This is a genomic window from Streptomyces sp. A5-4, from assembly GCF_051131715.1.
In the GTDB taxonomy this organism is placed as follows: Bacteria; Actinomycetota; Actinomycetes; order Streptomycetales; family Streptomycetaceae; genus Streptomyces.
Genome location: NZ_CP178591.1, coordinates 7,685,786 through 7,707,617, shown reverse-complemented (window position 1 = coordinate 7,707,617; position 21,832 = coordinate 7,685,786). Strand labels below are relative to the sequence as shown.

The following is a 21,832-nucleotide window of genomic DNA, read 5'->3' as shown; positions in this document are numbered from 1 at the left end:
GTCCGGCCGGAGGGACAAAAGGACCTTCGCGGGTGGTCGTCCCACCCGCGAAGGTCCTTCCGGTGCGCCGGGCTACGGCGCGTCCGCGAGGATCTCCGTCGTGACGCTCGGGTGCAGCCGACGGGTGTGATCGACCATTCGTACCGGTCCGGTCAGCCTGACCCGGGCCGTGAGGCGCGTATCGGTGCTCGACGCGCTCAGCCGCAGTTCGAGATCGCCCGGCTCGACGATCCGGTGGCCGTCGCGGCCTGTGAAGGACGCGAGGTCCGCCGGGACCGTCACCCGTACCCTGGCCGCCCGTCCGGCATTCAGTTCGAGGCGTACGTACCCGATGAGGCGCTGTACGGGCTGGACCACGGAGGCGACCGGGTCGTGGAGATATACCTGGACCACTTCGGTCCCCTGCCGCGCACCGGTGTTGCGGATGGTGCAGGAGAGCGTGAACTCCCCTTCTGTCGACGCCCGTCCGTGCTCCACGACGAGGTCGCTCCACTCGAAGGCGGTGTACGTGAGACCGTGGCCGAACCCGAACGCCGGGGTCGGGTCGACACTGGACACATCGCTGGAATGGCCCAGCCGCGCCGCCAGGTAGGTGGAGGGCTGGGAGCCCGGGTGGCTCGGCACACTGACGGGCAGTCGGCCGGACGGTTCGGTGCGGCCGCTGAGCACCGAGGCGATGGCCGTCGTTCCTTCCTCGCCGGGGAAGAACGACTGCACCACCGCAGCTGCCTCGTCCACCGCACGCCCGAGGGCGTAGGGGCGTCCGGCGAGCAGGGTGACGACGACGGGGGTGCCCGCGTCGAGGAGGGCGTCGAGCAGCTGCTGCTGGACACCGGGGAGCGCCAGGTTCTCCGCGTCGCAGCCCTCCCCGCTCGTGCCACGCCCGAAGAGACCGGCCCGGTCGCCGAGTGCGGCGATCACGAGGTCGGCGCCCCTGGCCAGTTCGATGGCCTCATCGAATCCGCCGGTGGCCGGCCCGTCGATGTCCGCACCCTGCGCGGTGACGATCTCGCTGTGGGGGAACTCCGCCGCACATGCTTCGCGCAGGGTGGGCAGTTCGATACCGAGCGGTGTTCCGGGGTGCTGGCCCCCGACGTGGACGGGAAAGGCGTAGCAGCCGAGGACGGCCGTCGGGGTGTCGGCGTTGGGTCCGATGAGTGCGATACGGGCCGGGGCTTCGGCGGCCGCGTCCGCCGCCAGCGGCAGGGTGCCGTCGTTGCGTAGGAGTACGACGGCTTGTTCGGCGACGCGGCGGGCGAGCGCGCGGTTCTCGTCGGTGTCGAGACGGACGGTCCCGCGCAGCGCCTCCGAGTTCCCGCCGGAGCCGTCCGCACCCGCGGCTTCGATGAGCCCCGGTGGTACCGGCCTCCAGTCCGCGTCCAGCAGCCCCAACTGGACTTTCTGGACCAGCACTCGGCGTACCGCACGGTCCACCAGTGCCTCTGGTACGAGGCCCTCGGCGATCGCGTCGGTCAGCGGGCTGCCGAACGTCTTGACGGTCGGCAGTTCCACGTCCACACCCGCGCCGAGTGCGGCGCCGGCTGCTTCCCCGAAGGTCCCCGCCACCCCGTGCAGCGTCTTCAGGAACGCGATGCCGAAGTAGTCCGCGACAACGGTCCCGTCGAAGCCCCAGGTGTGGCGGAGCAGGCCGGTCAGCAGCGGCCCGTCGGCCGCGGAGGGGATTCCGTCGGTGTCGGTGTAGGCGTGCATGACGGACCGTACGCCGCTTTCGCGTACGGCCATTTCGAACGGGGTCAGGATGATGTCGGCCCGCTCCCGCACGCCCATGCCGACGGGGGCGAGGTTGCGGCCCGCTCGTGAGGCGGAGTAGCCGGCGAAGTGCTTGAGAGTGGCGACGACCCCGGCCGACTCCAGTCCCCGCACATAGGCGGTGGCGACTGTTCCCACCAGGTACGGGTCCTCACCGATCGTCTCCTCGACACGGCCCCAGCGTGCGTCGCGTACGACGTCGAGGACAGGGGCGAGCCCCTGGTGCACGCCGACGGAGCGCATGTCGCGGCCGATCGCGGCGGCCATCTCACGGACCAGCTCCGGATGGAAGGTGGCGCCCCAGGACAGCGGCACCGGGTAGGCGGTCGCGCCCCAGGTGGCGAAGCCGGCAAGGCACTCCTCATGGGCGAGCGCCGGTATGCCGAATCGGTTCGCCCCGGCGATCCGCTCCTGGGTGCGCGACAGCGAGAGGGCACCCACGGCCGGGTCGACCGGGGCCGTGCCGAACGGGCGGGTCAGCTGGCCGAGGCCGTGCGGAAGAAGGTCGTCGAGGGCGACGGCCTCCTCCATGTCGTGCTGGAACGGCGCGACTTCGGCGCCCTCGTCGGACGCGCCCACCCAGATGCCGAAGAGCTGGGAGATCTTCTCCTGGAGGGTCATGGCGGCGATCAGGGCGTCGGCCCTGGCCTCGGGAGCGAGGGTGGCATCTCGCCAAGGCCCGGTGCGGTGGTCCGTGAGGCCGGACGCCGGCGCCCGGGAGTCGGTGGTCTCGGCGGGTGTCGGCACGCCGGCGTTGTCGATGTTGGCGGTCACTTTCCTCCGACCCCCATCAGCCCCTGTACCAGGGCACGACGAGCGAACAGGTAGACGATCAGGATGGGGAGCATGGACAGGACAACTGCGGCGAGCAGGCCGGGGGTGTTGACTCCGTGTTCCGTCTGGAATTCATAGAGCCCCATGGTGATGACTTTGGTCTCCGCCGACTGCGTCAGGACGAGGGGGAAGAGGAAGCCGTTCCACGCCTGGAGCGCGGAGAAGACGACGATCGTCGAGACCCCGCTCTTGGACAGTGGCAGCACCAACTGGAAGAAGACCCGCCGGGACGAAGCACCGTCGATCGTCATCGCCTCGTACAGATCGGGGGTGATGTCTCGCATCACCCCCGTGAGGACCAGGGCGCAGACCGGCATGGCGAAGGCTGCCGTCGGCAGGATGACGCCGACGAGGTTGTCGTAGAGACCGGCCTCGCTGATGACGAAGAACATCGGGACGATGACGGCCTGCGAGGGAATCGCCAGGCCCAGGAGGAACAGCCGGAAGACCGTGGTGGCGGCCCGGCCCCGGCTCCTGACGATGGTGTAGGCCAGCGGTGGGACGAGAAGCACGTCGATGCCCACCACGCACACGGTGACGATGACCGTGTTGAGGAAGTACTGCGCGAAGCCGCTGTCGAGGTCGTTGACGTAGTTGTCGAGCGTGAAGTGCTCGGGGAAGGCCAGCGGGCCGTTCGCCGCGTAGTCGGGGCGCGACTGGAACGTGGCGACGAGCATCACGTACAGCGGCAGCCCCACCACGAGGAGCCAGGCCAGCGAGCCGAGACCGGCGAAGTAGTTGGGACGGCTCTTCCTCACAGTCCCTCCATGGTGCTGCGCATCTTGTCGTAGCCCGAGAGCCGCACCACGATCAGCGAGATGACCGTGGAGACGAGGACCAGGAGGAGGGCGATGGTGGACGCCGCTCCGTAGTCGAAGCTCTTGAACGCCTTCTGGTACATGTAGTACGCGCTGATGGTGGTGTCGCTTCCCGGTCCGCCCTGGGTCAGGATGAGCACGGTGTCGAAGGTCGTGAGTCCGCCGACCACCATCAGGATCATCGAGGTGATGATCGAGTTGCGCAGCTGCGGCAGCGTGATGTGGAAGAACTGCCGCACCGTGCCCGCGCCGTCGATCTGCGCCGCCTGGTAGAGGACCGGCGGCACCGCGCGCGCCGCGCCCTGGTAGATCAGCGTGTGCAGTGGGGTGAACTGCCAGGTGCTGACGAAGACCAGGACGCCGATCGCACTCGACTGCATCCCGAACAGGTTGCCGTCGCCGAACAGCCAGGTGGCCTGCGCGGGGACACCGAGGTTGGGATCGAGGACGGCGCGCCACAGCACGGACACGGCCGCGATGGACAACAGCATCGGGACGAAGTAGATGGCTGACAGGACGGCCCGGTTGCGTTGGTGCCCCGCCGCCCAGACCCCGAGCAGGATGCTCAGCGGGGTCTGGACGAGGACCCCGAGCACGGTGAGCAGGACGCTCAGCCAGAGGCTCTTGATCATGACAGGGTCGTCGAGGAGCTTCTTCCAGTTGTCGAGGCCGGCGAATTGCGGGTCGCTCAGACCGTCCCAGCTGGCGAAGGAGAGGACGGCGACCATGATGAGCGGGACGATGGCGAAGAGGCCGAAGAAGACAGCGGCGGGGGCCGCCCAGAGGAATCCCGGGCGGCCCGCTCCGATGCCGGACGCACCGGCCCTCTTGACCGTCTCGCTGTCCGCGGAGGGTATTGCGATTCGGGTCATGTCATATGTTCCGAGTCCGGATTCAGTGAGCTCACGAGCTCGGCAGCGTCTGCATGGCCTCGATGAAGGCGTCCTCGTCCATCGAGCCGTTGAAGAACTGCTGGAGGGACTGGTACATCGTGGTGGCCGCCGACTGGGGGTACGCCTGGTCCCAGGAGAGCTGGAACGCCGGGGCCGCCTTGACCATGTCGTACTGGAACTTCGCGAACTCGGGGCTGGCGGCGGTGTCCAGGAAGCCTTCGGTGTTCGTCGTGGTCGGCAGGTTGCCGATGCCGAGCTGCGCCTTGACGAACTGGTCCGAGTACATGAGCTTCAGGAACTCGGCGACGGCCTGCGGGTGCTTCGTCTTCTTCAGCACGGAGTAGAAGTTGTTGGTGTTGCCGACGACGTTCGCCTGGTCGCCTTTGCCGCCTTCGACGGACGGGAAGGTGCTGTATCCGAGGTCGCTCTTCGCGAACTCGGGGTGCGCGTCCTGCTGCGTCGAGTACTCCCACGAGCCCATCAGCTCGAAGGCGGCCCTGCCGCTCGCCAGGAGCGTGGGGGAACCCTGGTCGGTGAACTTCACCGAGTCGTAGTTGGTGCCGAAGGCCCCTGCGTCCACCAGTTCCTTGATCTTGCTCAGCGCCTTGCGGCTGTCCGGGCTCGCCCAGGCGTCCTGGTCGCCGTCCAGGGCCCTCTGGAAGAGCTCCGGGCCGGCGATGCGGTCGTAGAGATACTCGAACCACATCAGTGTCGGCCACCGGTCGCCGCCGCCCAGTGCGATCGGAGTGACACCGTCGGCCTTCAGCGCCTTGACAGCCGCCAGCAGGTCGTCCCAGGTCTTCGGGGGTTCGACGCCCGCCTTCTTGAGCGCCTTGCCGTTGTTGAACAGCAGCACGGGCTGCGTGCCGCGCATGGGGATCCCGTAGGACGTACCGTCGATCACCGCGCTGTTGAACACGGACGGCAGGAAGTTCGTCTTGAGGCCGGGGTCCTTGGCGATGAAGGAGTCCAGCGGGAGCAGCAGACCGGCGTCGACGAACGGCCTGATGCTACCGCCGCCCCAGTTGAAGAAGACGTCCGGCGCCTGCTTGCTGCTGATGACCGTCTGTAGCTTGGCCTGGTAGTCGGCGCCCGGGATCGTATCCAGGACGGCCTTCACCTTCGACGTCTTGTTGAAGGTGGCGACGAGCTCCTTCTCCACCTTGTTCGCCGCGTCTCCGTAGACCAGGACGTGGAAGGTGTCGCCGCCGCCGGCCGCATCGGAATCTCCTCCGCACCCGGAGAGGGACAGCAGCAGCGCCAGCGCGGCACCACCGACGACGACGGCCCGCGAGAACCGTGCGCGTTGCTTCATCGACTCACCCTTCGAAACTTTTTCGGCACAGTTACCGAAACTTCCTGAGTCGGGACGCTAGGACTCCCCATCTGGGGGGTCAACCCTCGGTCACCGCGTTATCAAAGCGTTACGCCTCGGTGGTAGAGGTCTCGTGCCTTATGCTCCTGGGCATGCGTGATGACGAGGAAATGGGCCGCGTCACCCTGGCCCAGGTGGCCCAGCGGGCCGGCGTCTCCATTTCGACAGTTTCGAAGGTCCTCAACGGTCGGCAAGATGTGGCACCCCCCACGAGGGTCAAGGTGGAGCGCCTGCTGGAAGCCCATGCGTACCGGCGCACCACACGGTCGGCCCGCGAGGCACCACTCATCGAGATCGTGTTCCACGAGCTGGAGAGCATCTGGGCGATGGAGCTGATCCGGGGAGTGGAGAACGTCGCCAAGGCGCACAGCGCCGGGGTCGTCCTCACCGAGAGCGGAACCCGTCACTCGCCCAGCCCCGACTGGATGGAGGCGATGCTCCAGCGTCGGCCGCTCGGTGTCGTCCTGGTCTTCTCCGCCCTGCCCAGCGAAGTGAAACAGCAGCTCAGGGCGCGTTCGATCCCGTTCGTCATCATCGACCCGGCGGGCGACCCCGACCCCGACGTGCCCTCGGTCGGCTCGGCCAACTGGAATGGCGGACTGGCCGCCACCCGCCACCTCATCGAGTGCGGGCACCGGCGCATCGGCATCATCACCGGACCTGAGGACATGCTCTGCTCCCGCGCCCGGCTCGACGGCTACCGGTCGGCGATGACCATGGCTGGGCTGGAGGTGGACCCCGGACTCATCCTGTTCGGCGACTTCCACGTGGAGGGCGGATACGACCGCGCCGCCGAGATGCTGTCCCGGCCCCAGCGGCCCACCGCGATCTTCGCGGGCAGCGACCTCCAGGCACTCGGCGTACTGGAAGCCGCCCGAGTACACGGCCTGCGCGTCCCCCACGACCTCTCGGTGGTCGGCTACGACGACGTGTCCATCGCCCGCTGGGCCAGCCCGGCACTGACCACGGTCCACCAGCCGCTGCGCCAGATGGCGGAGGAGGCCACGCAGATGCTGATGCGACTGCGGGCCCAGGAACCGGTGTCCACGCGGCTGGAGCTGGCCACGAGCCTGGTCGTACGCAAGAGCACGGCGCCGCCGCCCGAGAACTGAGCACCAGGTGGGGCCGCGGTCCATGAGCGGGTGAAGGCAGCGGCCCACAGCCCGGGCCCCCGCTTCCGCCGTGCGGTCCTGGTCATCCAGCTGGCGCCTTGAAGGCTGCTGGGGCACAGGCAGGACTCGGCCGACAAGCGGATCGCCCATCGGCACCTCACCCCGTTGGCCCGCCGACGTGCACCGCGGTCAGAGTGCTCATGAAGGGGTAGGTGGCCAGCGCCCTTGAACCACCTGCCGCCACTGGATGACCCACCTCTCCCGCGAACCCGTACACCTGGCGTTACGAGTGGGACGCAGGCCGGACGGGCAGACGGGCACCGGACCGAGGGGTGGGGGCGGTGTAGCGGCCACGGAAAGCTCCAGGAATAGGGGCAGGGAGAACACCTTCGCCCCTGCCAACCCGGCGGTCGCGACCTCCACGACCACCTGGTAATTAATCGTAGTCACCGACATTCATGCCAGCCGCGAACACGTGCTGACCCGCTGGGAGCGAGCACTCAAGGACGGTGCACGCACCCTGGGGAGTCCAGCCCCGCCGGCTCCCGTCAGAGCCCTTGACCTCGATGCGATGGTGTTTGCGTCGTGGTGCGACATCGCGCCAATCGCCGAAGTGGGACTCCATCACCACGGCCAAAGGGCGGCAACCCCACCAGGAGCGGCTGGGGCATCGGCACGACGTCGACCGGAGAGCTGGGCAACATAGCCCGGGAACGCCGGTTAGCCAAACCGGCGTTCCCGCGCACGATGGATACCTCGTCGTCGCCCCGAGCAGACACCTTGATGCCTCGTCGAGCCGAGAGCCACTTGTGCCCGCAGAGATCGACCCGTTCACCGCGTCAGAACGCGTCACTACCCCAGGAGCCGCCACGTGAGCCCAGTAACCGCTGATGCACATGCCGGGATTGCCGCGTACAGCCCCGTGTGCATCCGTGCCACGGTCGAGGAGACCGCGCCCCGCGCCTCGGAGTAGTCGACCGAGCTCTCCTTGTGCATCCACATCACGAACTGGCCGGTCGACTTCGAACCGGTACCGAAGGGGGCGATCCGTGGTCAGGGAGTGGCGGCCGAGACGGCGTAGACCAGCGGGCGGGCCGGATCGCTCTCGTCGACGGTGATGTCGACGGTCGGCAGCGGGTCCTTCTCGGCGACCGTGGCGCCGGCCCAGTCGTCGCCCGTTCTGAGGTCCCAGCCCGCGATCCCGGCGTCGCGCTCGCTGATGGAGACATGGCCGGTCTTGAGGGCGGAGCGGCTGATTCCCAGGTCGCTCAGGAACCAGTCGAAGTCCGCGGGGACCGTGCGGAACTGGACGTACAGCCTGCTGGTCTTCCAGTTGTTCGTCTCGTAGTACGCCACGTCGGTGGCCGCGTTCGGGACCGGGATGTCGTAGATACGGCGCTGCAGGCGGGACGGGAAGCCCTCGGTGAGGCCGGTCGCGGAGGCCGCCTTCGCCTTGTCGCGTCCGCTGTCGCGGCTCTGCTCGGCGGAGATCAGCAGATAGCCCGCGGGGACTCCGATGAGCAGCACGATGGTGATCGCCGTCAGCCAGCGCCGGGTGACGACGTGACGGCGGCTCTCGGGGCGCTTACCGCCCCCCTCGGGGGGCGGGGACTGGCGGGGCACGGAGGGGGGCATTACGGGGATCCCTGGGTGGTGGTGCGGATGGCCTGCGCGTAGCGCTCGTAGCGTTCGTAGCGCTCCACGCGGCGGCGGCTGGTCCGGCGGAACCGGCGGGCGACGAGGCGGGCGAGGTCGGCGGCGCCGACCATGCCGGCCTCGGGGCCGAGCTGGGCCTTGGCGATCCGGGCCTCGGGGCGGTAGCCGCGGCCCGTGAGGTGGCGGCGGAAGGCGTCGCGGGCCGGGCCGATCAGCAGGTCGTCGGCGGCGCTGACGCCGCCGCCGATGACGAAGCAGGAGGGGTCGAGGGCGGCGGCGAGGTTGGCGATGCCGACGCCGAGCCACTGGCCGATGTCCTGGAGGAGCTCGGTGCACATGGCGTCGCCCTCGCGGGCCAGCTCCGTGATGAGCGGGCCGGTGATCTCATTGACGTTGCCGCCGACGCGCTCGATGAGACCGTGCGCGACCGGGGAGTCCGCGGCGGCGAGCTCTCGGGCCTCGCGGACCAGGGCGTTGCCCGAGCTGTACTGCTCCCAGCAGCCGCGGTTTCCGCACGGGCAGCGGTGGCCGCCGGGCACCACCTGCATATGGCCGAACTCGCCAGCGACGCCGTACTTGCCCCGCTTGACCTGGCCGTCCTCCAGGATCGCGCCGCCGATGCCGGTGCCCAGCGTGATCATGACGAGGTGGTCCTCGCCGCGGCCGGCGCCGAAGCGCCATTCGGCCCAGGCGGCGGTGTTGGCGTCGTTGTCGACCAGCACGGGCACGGCGAGGCGGGCCGTGATCGCGTCGCGCAGTGGCTCGTTGCGCCAGGCGAGGTGCGGGGCGAAGAGCACCTTGGAGCGGTCGGCGTCGACCCAGCCGGCCGCTCCGATGCCCACCGCGTGCACGTCGTGGCGGTCGGAGAGGTCGAGGACCAGCTCGACGATGGTGTCCTCAACGACCTTGGGGCTCTTGGACTTGTCCGGCGTCTCGGTGCGGATCTTCTCCAGGATGACGCCGTCGGCGTCGACCACGCCGGCCATCACCTTCGTACCGCCGATGTCGATTCCGACGGTGGGCACCCGGGGCGCGGTGAGGTGGGAGCGTCGCTCACGGGTCCCGACCGTGCGCAGGACGGTGGCGCGGGCGGAGCCGCGGTGCGTGATGTCCCGGTAGGTGCTCATCGGGCGGCCGCCGTCCTGCCGAGAGGGGCGGGGGTGGGGGCGTGTACTCGCACGGCTCGGTTCGTCCCTGGGTGGTCTCGGTGGCCGGCCGTCGCCGGCGGCGAACGGCGCCCGCCGGTCCCGATTCTGCCACCCCTTGTGCGCGACGACCTTGTGCCAGGGGGTGAGGCGCCCCACCTCCTGCCCCCTCCGGCGGGTTTCGCCGCCCCGGGAGCGGCCTCAGTCGTCCTTGGTGGGGGCGTCCTTGGGGACGGTGTCCCTCGGGTGCCCGCCGAGATGTGTCGGGGTGGGGGCGCGCTCCAGTTCGTGGCTGAGTTCCTCCAGCTCGCTGCCGCCCGCCATCTGTCGGGTGAGCTCGTCCAGAGTGATCTCCTCGCGCGTGTGGCTGCCGGCCATGATGCCTCGCTTGAGGAGGACGAAGCGGTCCCCGACCAGATAGGCGTGGTGCGGGTTGTGGGTGATCAGGACGACGCCCAGACCCGCGTCGCGCGCCGCGGCGATGTACTTCAGGACGACGCCCGACTGCTTGACGCCGAGGGCGGCGGTCGGCTCGTCGAGGACCAGGACCTTCGCGCCGAAGTAGACGGCGCGGGCGATGGCCACGCACTGGCGCTCGCCGCCGGAGAGGGTGCCGATGGGCTGGTCGACGTCGCGCAGGTCGATGCCCATGCGCAGCATCTCGGTGCGGGTGGTCTCCCGCATGAAGGTGGTGTCGAGGCGCTTGAAGGGGCCGACGCCCTTGGTGGGCTCCGAGCCGAGGAAGAAGTTCCGCCAGACGGGCATCAGCGGGACGACGGCGAGGTCCTGGTAGACGGTGGCGATGCCCCGGTCGAGCGCCTCGCGCGGGGAGCTCAGGTGGGTCTCGTGGCCCTCCATCGAGAAGGTGCCGGCGTCGTGCTGGTGCAGCCCCGCGATGATCTTGATGAGGGTGGACTTGCCCGCGCCGTTGTCGCCCAGCACACAGGTGATCTCGCCCGCGTGGACTTCGAGTGAGACACCCTCCAGTGCCTTGATGTTTCCGTAGAACTTGCTGACGTCGTCGAGCTCGACGAGGGCCGCGGTCATTTCGTCGCCTCCGCGCGCTTGCGTACCCATGCGTTGAGCAGGGTGGCCAGAAGGAGCATCGCTCCGAGGAAGAACTTGAACCAGTCGGGGTTCCACTCGGCGTACACGATGCCCTTGCTGGTCATGCCGAAGATGAAGGCACCGACCGCGGCGCCGATCGCCGATCCGTAACCGCCGGTGATCAGGCAGCCACCGATGACGGCCGCGATGATGTACGTCAGCTCGTTCCCGACGCCTTCGCCCGACTGGACGACGTCGAACGAGAAGAGCAGGTGCTGGCCGGAGATCCAGGCGCCCACGGCCACGCCCATGTAAAGCCCGATCTTCGTCCTGTTGACCGGGACGCCGACCGCGCGCGCCGCGCCCTTCTCGCCGCCGACCGCGAAGATCCAGTTGCCGGAGCGGGTGCGCAGCAGGATCCAGGTGGCGACGGCGATCAGCACGGCCCACCACAGGATGGTGACTTTGAGGTTGACGCCGCCGATCGTGGTCTGCGAGGCGAAGACCTGCTTGGCGGACTCGAAGCCCTCCATGTCGCTGATGCTCTTGGTGGAGACCGTGCCGCTGATCAGCTTGGTGAGGCCCAGGTTCAGGCCGGTCAGCATCAGGAACGTACCGAGGGTGATGATGAAGCTCGGCAGTTCGGTGCGGGTCAGCATGAAGCCGTTGAAGACACCGATGGCGAGTGTCACCAGAAGCGAGACGAGGATGCCGACCCAGACGTTGGCCGTCATCTGGTAGCTGAACATCGAGGAGATCAGCGCGGAGCTGGTCACCATGACGCCGGCCGACAGGTCGAACTCTCCGCCGATCATCAGCAGCGCGACAGGGACGGCCATGATGCCGATCACCGACGCCGCGTAGAGGACCGTGCCGAAGCTGGACATCCGCAGAAAGCTGTCCGCGGCGACCGCGAAGAACAGGAAGACGGCGACGGCTCCGACCACCGAGCCCAGCTCGGGGCGGCCGAGCAGCTTGCGCAGCGGGGAGGCCCTGATCAGCCGCTCGTCGGGGGCGGCCTCGTTGCCGGGGGCGGGCGCCGGTGCGGTCGCGGTCATCGGGTCCCCCGCTTCGTGTAGGCCTCCAGCGCGGGGGCGTCCTTCTTGGTGATGATCTGGGGTCCGGTGAGGACCGGCTTGCCGCCGCCGAGGACGTTGTCGTTGTACTTGTAGAGCCACAGCAGGTCCACGGCCTCATAGCCCTGGACGTACGGCTGCTGGTCGACGGCGAAGCCGAGCGTGTCGTCCTTGAGCGCGGTGACGACCTTGGCGTTGAGGTCGAAGGTGTCGATCTCGGCCTCGCTGCCGGCCTGCTCCTTGGCCTGGACCGCGGCGTCCGCGAAGGGCGCGCCGAGGGTCACGACGGCGTCGATGCCCTTCGTCGACTGGAGCTTCGCCTCGATGGACGCCTGTACGTCGGGCATGTTCGTGCCGTCGACGTAGAGGTTCTGCAGGTCGCCGTCGAAGGTCTTCTTGGCACCGGCGCAGCGCTGTTCGTGGCCGACGTTGCCCTGCTCGTGCAGGATGCACAGCGCCTTCTTGCGGCCTCGTTTGCCGAGTTCCTCGCCGACGGCCTCGCCCGCGATGGTCTCGTCCTGCCCGATGTGGGTGAGCGCGCCGAACTTCTTGGACTCCGCCGTGCCCGAGTTGACAGTGATCACCGGGATGCCGGCCTTGGTGGCCCTGGCGACCGCGGCCTTCATCGCGTCGGGCTTGGCGAGCGAGACGATCAGCCCATCGACCTTCTTGTCGATGTAGGAGTCGACGAGCTGGGCCTGCTGCTGGCCCTCGTCGTTGTGGGCGTACAGGAACTTGATGTTGTCCTTGACCGCCGCCTGCTCGGCGCCCTTCTGGACGATGTCCCAGAAGCTGTCGCCATCGCCCGAGTGGGTGACCATGCCGACGGTCCAGCGGGGTGTGTCCACCGCGGCCTTGCCCTGGGCGGCCTGCTGCGAAGCCCGCTCTTCGGCGCGCTTGCCGCCCGTGCTGCTGCAGCCCGCCAGCGAAGCTCCGAGCACCGCCGCCAGCACCGCGCCCATTGCGCGTACCCCTGTCCGAACCCTTGCCACGACGCCGTGCCCTTCTCGTACTCCTCGGTGCGCCCGGGGATCATTCAGACCGTCCCCGGCCGCCCAAGTATCTACGAGCTTGCGCCGACCTCGCCCAGCAGGCCCCGGCTGCGCGCGGCGCGCGCTCATCGGGTACCACGGGCCGTGTACTTCTCCAGCGCCGGTACGTCCTTGCCGGTGACCACGGCCGGTCCGGTCAGGACGGGCCGACCGCCGCCGAGAACGTTGCCGTTGGTCGCGTAGAGCCACAGCTCGTCGACGGCGAGGTAGCCCTGGAGATAGGGCTGCTGGTCGACGGCGAAGCCGATTTCCTTGGCCTTGAGCTGCTTCACCACCTCGGCGTTGAGGTCGAAGGTGTTGACCTCGGCGTCGCTGCCCGCGCCGGTCTTCGCCTTGACGGTGGCTGCCGCGAAGGGCGCGCCGAGGGTGACGACGGTGTCGATGTCCTTGCCGCTCTCCAGCTTCGCCTCGATGGAGGAGGTCGAAGCGGGCATGTTGGTGCCCTCGATGTTGAGGTTCTCGACGGTGCCTTCGAAGGTCTTCTTCACCCCGGCGCAGCGCGCTTCGAGCGAGACGTTGCCCTGTTCGTGGATGACGCAGAGCGCCTTTTTCTTGCCGCGCTTGTTGAGTTCCTCACCGACGGCCTCGCCGGCCACGGACTCCTCCTGGCCGATGTGGCTGAGCGCGCCGGTGGCCTTGGAGTGCTCGCCGCCGGAGTTGATGGTAACGACGGGTATGCCGGCCGCGACGGCCTTCTTGACGGCGGCGGCGACCGCCTCGGGCTTGGCCAGGGTCACCACGATCCCGTCGACCTTCTTGTCGATGTAGGACTCGATGTGCTGGGCCTGTTCCTTGCCCTCCTTGTTGGCGGCGTACAGGAACTCGACGTTGTCCTTGGACGCGGCCTGCTCGGCGCCGCTCTGGACGATGTCCCAGAACGTGTCGCCCTCCCCGGAGTGCGTCACCATGGCGATCTTCAGGCGCTTGGTGGTGACGGTCTTGCCGCCGCCCCCGTCCTCGTTCTTGCCGGTGTCCTCGGAGTCCTTGCCGCCCGAGCCGCTGCACCCTGCGAGTGCGAGTGCGAGCGCGCACGCGGCGAGGAGGGCTGCTGCCTTGCGAGGGGTACGCATCGTGGGTTCCGCCTTGTCTCCCGGCCGCCCCGTTGCGGCTGGAGGGAGTTCTAGCGGCGTATCCGCGGCCCCGTCAAGACTTTGTCCGAACATTCTTACGCGGACTTGTCCGGGGGTGGCTCGTCAGGGCCTGACGAGGAGCTGGAACTCGAAGGCGTAGCGCGAGGCGCGGTAGAGGTGCGAGCCGAACTCCACGGTCCGGCCGGTGTCGTCGAACGTCGTCCGCTGCATCGTCAGCAGCGGCGCGCCCTCCGCCTCCGCCAGCTGCCGCGCCTCCTGGGGCCCGGCGGCGCACGCGCCGACCGTCTGGCGGGCGCTGTGCAGCGTGATCCCCGCCGAGCGCATCATCCGGTACAGGCCGGTGGCTTCCAGGTGCTCGGTGTCGAGCGGGAGCAGCCCCATGGGCAGGTGATTGCGCAGCCGGGCCATCGGTTCGTTGTGCGCCAGGCGCAGCCGCTCGACGAGATGGACGTCGCTGCCCTCGGCCACGCCGAGCGCGGCCGCGACCTCGGCGGTCGCCGGTTCGACGGTGTTGCGCAGCACCTGGGTGGCCGGGCGCTGGCCCGCGGCCTCCAGGTCGTCGTACAGGCTGCTCAGTTCGAGGGGGCGCTTGACCTGGCTGTGTACGACCTGGGTGCCGACGCCGCGGCGTCGGACCAGGAGGCCCTTGTCGACGAGCGACTGGATGGCCTGGCGGACGGTGGGGCGGGACAGGCCGAGGCGTCCGGCCAGCTCTATCTCGTTGCCGAGGAGGCTTCCCGGGGCGATCCGGCCCTTCTCGATGGCCGCCTCCAGCTGTTGGGACAGCTGGAAATAGAGCGGGACCGGACTGTTGCGGTCGACGCCGAGCTGGAGGGAGACGGTGGGATTCGCCGCGTGTTTCGACACGCCAGAGAGCGTATCCCCAGGTAATGACCACCGGTAGTCCTGAAGTCCGATTGTCAGGACAAACCCTTGACAGGGTGGTGGGCAGCGGGTCACTTTGGGGCCATGCGCATCGGACTCATCGGCACGGGACGTATTGGCTCCTTCCACGCTGGAGTGCTCAGCCGCCACCGGGAGGTGGGCGCCCTGCTCGTCGCGGACGCCGATGCGGCGCGGGCGGTGGCGGTCGCCGACCAGCTCGGCGTCACGGCCGCGCCGTCGGTCGACGAGATCTTCGCCTGGGGTGTGGACGCCGTGGTGATCGCCTCCGCCACCTCCGCCCACGCCGAGCTGATCGGCCGGGCGGCCCGCGCCGGCCTGCCCACCTTCTGCGAGAAGCCCATCGCACTGGACCTGAAGGGGACGCTGGGCGCGCTCCGCGAGGTGGACGCGGCGGGCAACGCGCTGCAGCTCGGTTTCATGCGCCGCTTCGACGCGGGATACACCGCCGCGCGCGAGCTCGTACGCTCCGGCGGCCTCGGCCGACTGCACACCGTGCGGGCGATGACGTCCGACCCGGCGCCGCCGCCCGCCGCGTATCTGCCGCTGTCCGGCGGCCTCTACCGGGACTGTCTGGTGCACGACTTCGACATGCTGCGCTGGGTCACCGGCCGCGAGGTCGTCGAGGTGTACGCCGTCGGATCCGACGCGGGACCCGCGATGTTCCGCGAGGCGGGCGACGTCGACACGGCCGCCGCGGTCCTCACCCTCGACGACGGCACGCTCGCCACGGCCACCGCCACCCGCTGCAACGCGGCGGGCTACGACGTACGGATGGAGCTGGCCGGCGAGCTCGACCAGGTCTCCGTGGGCCTCGACGACCGCACCCCGATCACCTCGACCGAGCCCAAGGGGCCGCCGGCCGCCGAGCGGCCCTGGCCGGGGTTCCTGGAGCGGTTCGCACCGGCCTACGAGGCGGAGCTGGACGCCTTCGTGCAGCTCGTCCGCGGTGAGATCGCGAACCCGTGCGACGGCACGGAGGCCCTGCACGCGCTGCGCATCGCGGAGGCCTGCGAGCTGTCCCGGCGCGAGCGACGCCCGGTGCGGCTGGCGGAGATTCCCTCCTCATGACGGTGCGTGCGTGGCCGACGGATCCGTCGGGGCTGCCACGGACGGCCCCTACGGCGCCCCTGCCGTGAGCACCGTGCCCTGCGCGACCGCGCACAGCGCCTCCGCTCCCGTCTCGTCCGTCACGTAGAGGTCGCAGCGGCAGACGGCCTGGCGGCGACCGCCGTGGACGACCACGGCGCGGGCGATCAGGGTGACACCGGCCGCGGGGCGCACGTACTGGATGGAGAACCCGCCGGTGAGGACGGCCGGGCCGAGCGCCGTGCCGCCCGCGAAGGTGATGGCGTTGTCAGCGGCGTAGGCGAGGACGCCGCCGTGCAGGTGGCCGTTCTGCTGGCGCAGGTCGTCGCGGATGTCCACTTCGAGCACGGCCGCCCGGTCACCGAAGGCGGTGAGGCGGGCGCCGAGGAGACGGCTGAACGGCTGGCTGTCGAGGACCTTCTGGGCCGTGCCCAGGTCCAGCTCGGCGCTCACCAGCGCACCGGCAGCCGCCGCACGCCGCGCATGAGCATGCCCGGCAGCCACTCCGGCGGCCCGCCGTCCGGGTCGAACTCCAGGTCCGGGCAGCGCTCCAGGAGCGTACGGACGGCGATGCGGCCCTCCATGCGTGCCAGCGGCGCCCCCAGACAGAAGTGCAGGCCGTGCCCGAAGGCGAGATGGCCCTGGGTGTCGCGGGTGATGTCGAAGCGGTCCGCGTCCGGGAACCGGGTGGCGTCGCGGTCGCCCGAGGCGAGGGCGACCAGGACCGGTTCACCGGCCGGGATGACCGTCCCCCCGATCTCGACGGGTTCGCGTGCGAAGCGGAGAGTGGCGTTCTCCACCGGCCCGTCGTAGCGCAGCATCTCCTCGACCGCGCCGTCGAGCAGCCCGGGATCGGCGCGCAGGGCGGCCAGTTGGGCCGGATGGGACAGCAGGGCGCGCATCCCGTTGGAGATCAGGTTGACGGTGGTCTCGTGGCCCGCGATGAGCAACAGGAAGGCCATGCCGATGAGTTCGTCGGGAGCGAGCCGGTCGCCCTCCTCGTCGCGCGCCCTGATCAGCGCGCTCATCAGGTCCTCGCCGGGTGAGTCGCGCTTCTCCTCGACAAGCTCGGCGAGGTACTTGCCCATCTCCTGTACGGCCGTCTGTTCCGAGCCCGAGCCGGTCGGTGCGACGATCTGGTTGGACCAGACACGGAAGGCGGCCCGGTCGAGGTCGGGCACGCCCAGCAGTTCACAGATGACGGTCATGGGCAGCGGGAAGGCCAGCACGTCCACGAGGTCCGCCGCGGCCCTCCCGTCGGCCGTCATCGCGTCGAGCAGCTCGTCGGTGATCCGCTGGACCTCCGGGCGCAGCGCCTCGACCCGGCGGGCAGTGAACTCCCGCGCGACGAGCTTGCGCAGCCGCGTGTGGTGCGGCGGGTCCATCTCCAGCATGTTGGCGTTGATCGGGTTGGTGGTGGCCTCCCACATCCCCGAGGTACGCCAGTCCTTGCCTAGCCGCGGGTCGGCGAGCGTGCGGCGCGCCTCCTCGTGGCCGACGATCAGCCACACCATGTCGAAGTCGCGTGTCTTGATCCGATGCAGCGGACCGGCCTCGCGCAACCGTGCGTAGTGCGGATACGGATTCGCCGTGAAGTCCTCGGCGTCCACCCTCAGATCGATGACGTCCATCTGCGACCCTCCTGCCGGAAGATCTCAGCCTACGTCGCCGCCCTCGTCGAGGACGCCCGCGTCGTGCACCAACAGCGCGATCTGGACACGGTTGTTGAGACCCAGCTTGGCCAGGACGCGCGACACATGGGTCTTGACGGTGGGCACGCTCAGGTAAAGGGTCGCGGCGATGTCCGCGTTGGACTGCCCGTGTCCGACGGCGACCGCCACCTCCCGTTCCCGCTCGGCCAGCAGGGCGAGGCGCCGCGCGGCCCGGCCCTTGCGGTCGTCGGGGGCGCCGGAGGCCGCGACATGGGCGATGAGCTGCTGAGTGACGGCCGGGGAGAGCACGGGGTCGCCGGCCACCACCCGCCGTACCGCCGCGACGATCTCGGCGGGCGGGGTGTCCTTCAGTACGAACCCGGCGGCGCCCACCCGCAGGGCCCGCAGCACCTGTTCGTCCGCGTGGAAGGTGGTGAGGACGATGACCTCGGGCGCGTCGGGCCTGCCGCGCAGCTCCTCGGTGGCGGTGAGACCGTCCATGACCGGCATCCGGATGTCCATGAGGACCACGTCGGGCCGGTGCCGGTCGGTCATCGCCGTGGCCTCGGAGCCGTCGGCGGCCTCCCCCACGATCTCGATGTCCTCGGCGCCGCCGAGCATGAACGTGAGCCCGGCCCGTACGAGCGGGTCGTCGTCGACGATGAGCAGCCTGATGGTCATGCGGCCCACGGTAGCCAGGCGTCGATACGGAATCCGCCGTCGGGTGTCCCGCCGTGCCGGAGCCTGCCGCCCGCGAGCATGGCGCGCTCGGTCAGCCCGATGAGGCCCTGGCCCGAGCCGGGGACCGGCGGAACGGGGCCGACGGGGGCGGGGTTGCGCACCTCGATGGTCAGGCCGTCCCCCGGCGCGCCGGTCACCGTCACGGTGACCTCGGCGCCGGGTGCGTGCTTCCGGGCGTTGGTCAGCCCCTCCTGGGCGATGCGATACGCGTTGCGGCCGAGGGCGGTGGGCACGGTGGCGGGCCGGTCGACGCGGTTGCCGAGGACGACCTTCATGCCGGCGTCCCTGGACTCGGCGACCAGGGCGTCGAGGGTGGCGAGGGTGGGCTGCGGACGGTGGTCGTCGCCGGCGCCCGGCCCGCGGAGTACGCCGATGATCTCGCGCAGGTCCTGGAGCGCCTCGTGCGCGCTGTCGCGGATCACCCCGGCGGCGCGGGCGACCTCGGCGGGCGGCGCGTCCGGGCGGAATTCCAGGCCGCCGGCGTGCACGCTGAGGAGGGTCAGCCGGTGGGCGAGTACGTCGTGCATCTCGCGGGCAATGGCCTCGCGAGCCAGCCGCTGGGCCTGTTCGGCGCGCAGGTCCGCCTCCGCCTCGGCGCGGCGGGCGCGCTCGCGCAGCGAGAGGACGAGCTGGCGGCGGGCGCGTACGAACATGCCCCAGCCGACGACCAGCAGGGCGATCACCAGCGAGGCGATGGCCGAGGCCGTGAAGCTGACGGACGGGTCGGGGCGCAGATACGCCTGGACGAACCCGGCGGCGAGGCACCCGGAGCCGACGGCCGCGACCGTCTTGAACGGCCGGTGCACGGTCAGGCTGAACAGGGCGACGATCGCGGCGCCGCCCGCGGCGGGCGCGAGCGCGGAGAGGGCGGCCACGGCGACCCCGAGCGCCACCGGCCACCTGCGCCGAACCCACAGCGCGCAGCAGGCGGCAGCGCCCGCGAGCTGGTCGAAGAGGACGATCCCCTCGTGGTTGCCGACCTTGCTGGCGGCCTCGGAGGCCATGACGCCGATGAACGCGGCGAAGAGGAACGCGGTGAGGTCGACGATCCAGTCCCGCGCGGTACGCCGCCTCCGCCTGCCCCGGTCGCCCGGCAGGTCGGGGTCGGCCATCGCCGACGGCAGCAGCCAGCGGTACTCCTGTTCGCCCATATCGACAAACTACGCAGGCGGGGCGGCCTGGTGCGGCCCGGTGACCGAAGGAAACGACCAAAGTCGCGGAGCCGCAGACTTTCGTCGCGGCGGGCGGTGCCGATGGCCGACGCGGCGGGGGCACGGGGCGCGACAGGCTCGCCGTATGAAGAAAATCCTTGAAGTGGTCGGCTTCGTGCTGTTCGTGGCGGGGGTGTCGGGGCTGGTGCATGAGGTGACGGGCTGGATGCCGCAGCTCTTCGGCTTCCTGCGGGTCCTGGATTCCGTGGACGCCCTGGAGGGGCATGAGGTCTATACCAACATTGTGCTGGCAGCCGCCGGTACGGCGGTCATGCTCTCCGCGGACCGGCTCCGGCGCGTGTAGCGGGGGCGGGGCGCGGAACAGCCCGCCGCGGGCGTCCGCTAGCCCGCCACCGACCGCCGCCCCCACATCGTCCCCGCCAGCACCAGCGCGCCGCCCAACAGGCCTACCGCCCCCAGCCGTTCACCGCCGATCGCGATCCCGACCGTCGCCGCCCACAACGGTTCCGTGCCGAGCAGCAGGCTGACCCGCGACGGCGAGGTGCGGCGCACCGCCCACATCTGCACGAAGAAGGCGAACAGCGTGCAGAAGACGGAGAGGAAGACCAGCCCCGCCCACTCGCGCGGCCCGAACCCCGCCGCGACCGTCCAAGGCGCCGGACCAGTGCCGGGCGCGGCGGCCAGGACCGCGAACACGGCCACCGCGCCGCCGAGTTGGACGGTGGTGAGCGAGAGCGCGTCCGCGCGCTGCACCGCCTTGATCCTCGCCATGGCCAGCACGTGCACGGTACGGGCGAGCGCGGCCAGCAGCATCAGCAGATCGCCGCCGGAGGGCGTGGTGAACCCGCCGCTCTGGGTCAGCAGCACCACACCGGCCACCGAGAGCCCCGCCGCGCCGAGGAAGGCGCGCGGTGGCCACACCTTGCGCACCGCGGCCTCCGCGAGCGGGGTGAAGATCATGGTGAGGCTGATGATGAGCCCGGCGTTGGTGGCCGAGGTGTGCACGACGGCGTATGTCTCCAGCAGGAAGATCGCGCCGAGTACGAGCCCGAGCACCCCCGCGCCCCGCCACTGAGCGCCACTGAGCGCGCGCAGGTTCCGCCATCCGGCCACCACCAGCACGGGCAGCACGATCGCGAAGCGCAGCACCAGGACGGCGATGACGGTCTGCGCGGTGGTGATGTCCTTGGCGGCGAGATAGCTCGCGCCCCACACCACGGCGACGAGCAGCACCGGCAGATCGGTGAGCCAGGCTGCCCGGCGGGCCGGCGCGAGGTCGGGCAGGGCGGTCGGCGGTGCAGCGGCCACGGGCTCGGTCCCCCACAGAGAGAAGTGGTGCTGTGTGGAGACTTCGGTGGCTCGCACGCGGAGCGGTCACCGTACCCGCGCATGATCGGCCCGGGAAAGACCCGTCTCACTGGTTGGCGGCTGACCTAGACCGGTCCCGGCGGGCGGCGGCGCGGGCGAACCCGGGCCCGTTCCGAAGGTGCTCCGCATGGCCTGCGCCCTTCTCGGATGTGCAGGCTCCAGCTCCCGCCCTCCCCGGCGATCATCGGTGTCCGTTTGCCGCCAGCAGCGCCCCTGTCCCGCCGCTTTCATTGAATTCGTCACCACCACTTCACGCATCACCACGGATTACGCAATGAGGAAAGAGGTACGGACATGTCTTCACTGACCGGCAGGACCGCGCTGGTGACGGGCGGCAGCCGCGGAATGGGCGCGGCCATCGCACTGCGGCTGGCCCAGGACGGCGCCGATGTGGCGATCACTTATGTGCATGGCGAGGATGCCGCGCACGAAGTAGTCCAGAAGATCGAGGCGATGGGCAGGCGCGGGATCGCGCTGCGGGCCGACGCGGCGGACGCGTCGGCGGCCGGAGCCGTCGTGGGCCGGGCCGCCGACGCGCTCGGACGGCTCGACATCCTGATCAACAACGCCGGGGTCGGCGTACTCGGGCCGATCGGTCTCCTCGCCCTCACCGATGTCGACAGGGTCCTGGACATCAATGTACGAGCCGTCTACCTGGCCTCGCAGGCCGCGGCGGGACGTCTGGAGCGTGGTGGGCGGATCATCTCGATCGGCAGCTGCATGGCTCACCGTGTGCCGGGTCCCGGCGGGACGCTGTACGCGATGAGCAAGGCGGCGCTGAGCGGGCTGACCAAGGCGCTGGCGCGGGAGCTGGGCGAGCGCGGCATCACGGCCAATCTTGTCCTCCCGGGCCCGATCGACACGGACATGAACCCGGCGGACGGGCCGTACGCCCAGTCGCAGAGCGAGCTGACGGCCCTGGGCCGCTTCGGCACCGCGGACGAAGTGGCCTCCATGGTCGCGTACTTGGCGAGTGACGACGCGCGCTACACGACGGGTGCCGAGGTGCTGGTCGACGGCGGGCACGCGGCGTGACAC

The 21,832-nt window shown here is 70.0% G+C and carries 20 protein-coding genes; 4 read left to right on the top strand and 16 right to left on the bottom strand.

Annotation, left to right across the window (positions count from 1 at the left end):
* Window positions 1-72: 72 nt before the first annotated feature.
* From ACLLJJ_RS36165 to ACLLJJ_RS36150, 4 genes are read right to left on the bottom strand one after another with little or no spacing between them, the layout of a single operon-like run.
* Entirely contained in the window at window positions 73-2,544 is a 2,472-nt protein-coding gene (locus ACLLJJ_RS36165) for a beta-glucosidase (RefSeq protein ID WP_434598909.1), read from the bottom strand.
* Window positions 2,541-3,362 carry a carbohydrate ABC transporter permease gene (locus ACLLJJ_RS36160; protein WP_434598908.1) on the bottom strand — a complete coding sequence of 274 codons (822 nt, stop codon included), beginning with the start codon at window positions 3,360-3,362 and terminating at the stop codon, window positions 2,541-2,543. Before ACLLJJ_RS36160 ends, ACLLJJ_RS36165 begins: the two co-directional genes overlap by 4 nt.
* Window positions 3,359-4,294: a carbohydrate ABC transporter permease gene (locus ACLLJJ_RS36155; protein WP_434598907.1), complete on the bottom strand. Its 936-nt coding sequence runs from the start codon at window positions 4,292-4,294 to the stop codon at window positions 3,359-3,361. Before ACLLJJ_RS36155 ends, ACLLJJ_RS36160 begins: the two co-directional genes overlap by 4 nt.
* A 31-nt stretch (window positions 4,295-4,325) precedes the next feature.
* Window positions 4,326-5,630 carry an ABC transporter substrate-binding protein gene (locus tag ACLLJJ_RS36150; protein ID WP_434598906.1) on the bottom strand — a complete coding sequence of 435 codons (1,305 nt, stop codon included), beginning with the start codon at window positions 5,628-5,630 and terminating at the stop codon, window positions 4,326-4,328.
* Window positions 5,631-5,770: 140 nt separating this feature from the next.
* Between ACLLJJ_RS36150 and ACLLJJ_RS36145 the strand changes: the two genes are divergently transcribed.
* Window positions 5,771-6,802, top strand: a complete 1,032-nt coding sequence (locus ACLLJJ_RS36145; RefSeq protein WP_434598905.1) for a LacI family DNA-binding transcriptional regulator — start codon at window positions 5,771-5,773, stop codon at window positions 6,800-6,802.
* Between the two features lie 1,053 nt (window positions 6,803-7,855).
* On the opposite strand, the gene ACLLJJ_RS36140 is transcribed toward ACLLJJ_RS36145, so the two are convergent.
* The 7 genes from ACLLJJ_RS36140 to ACLLJJ_RS36110 form a co-directional block, all read right to left on the bottom strand.
* Complete coding sequence (locus ACLLJJ_RS36140) at window positions 7,856-8,437, bottom strand: hypothetical protein (protein ID WP_434598904.1); 582 nt, start codon at window positions 8,435-8,437, stop codon at window positions 7,856-7,858.
* Window positions 8,437-9,585, bottom strand: coding sequence for an ROK family glucokinase (locus ACLLJJ_RS36135; RefSeq protein ID WP_434598903.1), 1,149 nt, complete (start codon window positions 9,583-9,585; stop codon window positions 8,437-8,439). The genes ACLLJJ_RS36140 and ACLLJJ_RS36135 overlap by 1 nt, the downstream gene beginning before the upstream one ends.
* A gap of 219 nt (window positions 9,586-9,804) precedes the next feature.
* Complete coding sequence (locus ACLLJJ_RS36130; RefSeq protein WP_434598902.1) at window positions 9,805-10,680, bottom strand: ATP-binding cassette domain-containing protein; 876 nt, start codon at window positions 10,678-10,680, stop codon at window positions 9,805-9,807.
* Window positions 10,647-11,708, bottom strand: coding sequence for an ABC transporter permease (locus ACLLJJ_RS36125; RefSeq protein ID WP_434598901.1), 1,062 nt, complete (start codon window positions 11,706-11,708; stop codon window positions 10,647-10,649). The genes ACLLJJ_RS36130 and ACLLJJ_RS36125 overlap by 34 nt, the downstream gene beginning before the upstream one ends.
* Entirely contained in the window at window positions 11,705-12,688 is a 984-nt protein-coding gene (locus ACLLJJ_RS36120; RefSeq protein ID WP_434598899.1) for a sugar ABC transporter substrate-binding protein, read from the bottom strand. The genes ACLLJJ_RS36125 and ACLLJJ_RS36120 overlap by 4 nt, the downstream gene beginning before the upstream one ends.
* Window positions 12,689-12,843: 155 nt before the next feature.
* Window positions 12,844-13,848 carry a substrate-binding domain-containing protein gene (locus ACLLJJ_RS36115; protein ID WP_434598898.1) on the bottom strand — a complete coding sequence of 335 codons (1,005 nt, stop codon included), beginning with the start codon at window positions 13,846-13,848 and terminating at the stop codon, window positions 12,844-12,846.
* 123 nt (window positions 13,849-13,971) lie between these two features.
* Window positions 13,972-14,736, bottom strand: coding sequence for a GntR family transcriptional regulator (locus tag ACLLJJ_RS36110; protein WP_434598897.1), 765 nt, complete (start codon window positions 14,734-14,736; stop codon window positions 13,972-13,974).
* A 102-nt stretch (window positions 14,737-14,838) separates the two neighbouring features.
* Here ACLLJJ_RS36110 and ACLLJJ_RS36105 point away from each other — a divergent pair, with 102 nt between their 5' ends.
* Window positions 14,839-15,843 carry a Gfo/Idh/MocA family protein gene (locus ACLLJJ_RS36105; RefSeq protein WP_434598896.1) on the top strand — a complete coding sequence of 335 codons (1,005 nt, stop codon included), beginning with the start codon at window positions 14,839-14,841 and terminating at the stop codon, window positions 15,841-15,843.
* A 48-nt stretch (window positions 15,844-15,891) separates the two neighbouring features.
* On the opposite strand, the gene ACLLJJ_RS36100 is transcribed toward ACLLJJ_RS36105, so the two are convergent.
* From ACLLJJ_RS36100 to ACLLJJ_RS36085, 4 genes are read right to left on the bottom strand one after another with little or no spacing between them, the layout of a single operon-like run.
* A complete protein-coding gene (locus ACLLJJ_RS36100) occupies window positions 15,892-16,314 on the bottom strand; it encodes a PaaI family thioesterase (RefSeq protein ID WP_434598895.1) in 423 nt (140 codons plus the stop codon).
* Window positions 16,311-17,492, bottom strand: a complete 1,182-nt coding sequence (locus tag ACLLJJ_RS36095; RefSeq protein WP_434598893.1) for a cytochrome P450 family protein — start codon at window positions 17,490-17,492, stop codon at window positions 16,311-16,313. The genes ACLLJJ_RS36100 and ACLLJJ_RS36095 overlap by 4 nt, the downstream gene beginning before the upstream one ends.
* A 24-nt stretch (window positions 17,493-17,516) precedes the next feature.
* Window positions 17,517-18,194 (bottom strand): response regulator transcription factor, encoded by a 678-nt coding sequence (locus tag ACLLJJ_RS36090; RefSeq protein ID WP_434598892.1) that lies wholly within the window; start codon window positions 18,192-18,194, stop codon window positions 17,517-17,519.
* Window positions 18,191-19,405 carry a sensor histidine kinase gene (locus ACLLJJ_RS36085; protein ID WP_434598891.1) on the bottom strand — a complete coding sequence of 405 codons (1,215 nt, stop codon included), beginning with the start codon at window positions 19,403-19,405 and terminating at the stop codon, window positions 18,191-18,193. Before ACLLJJ_RS36085 ends, ACLLJJ_RS36090 begins: the two co-directional genes overlap by 4 nt.
* Window positions 19,406-19,550: 145 nt before the next feature.
* On the opposite strand from ACLLJJ_RS36085, the gene ACLLJJ_RS36080 reads away from it, so the two are divergent.
* Window positions 19,551-19,769 (top strand): hypothetical protein, encoded by a 219-nt coding sequence (locus tag ACLLJJ_RS36080; protein WP_434598890.1) that lies wholly within the window; start codon window positions 19,551-19,553, stop codon window positions 19,767-19,769.
* Between the two features lie 38 nt (window positions 19,770-19,807).
* Here ACLLJJ_RS36080 and ACLLJJ_RS36075 read toward each other — a convergent pair whose 3' ends face one another.
* Window positions 19,808-20,734, bottom strand: a complete 927-nt coding sequence (locus ACLLJJ_RS36075) for a DMT family transporter (RefSeq protein ID WP_434598889.1) — start codon at window positions 20,732-20,734, stop codon at window positions 19,808-19,810.
* Between the two features lie 354 nt (window positions 20,735-21,088).
* Between ACLLJJ_RS36075 and ACLLJJ_RS36070 the strand changes: the two genes are divergently transcribed.
* On the top strand, window positions 21,089-21,829 hold the full coding sequence (locus tag ACLLJJ_RS36070) for an SDR family NAD(P)-dependent oxidoreductase (RefSeq protein ID WP_434598888.1): 741 nt from the start codon (window positions 21,089-21,091) through the stop codon (window positions 21,827-21,829).
* Window positions 21,830-21,832 lie beyond the last annotated feature (3 nt).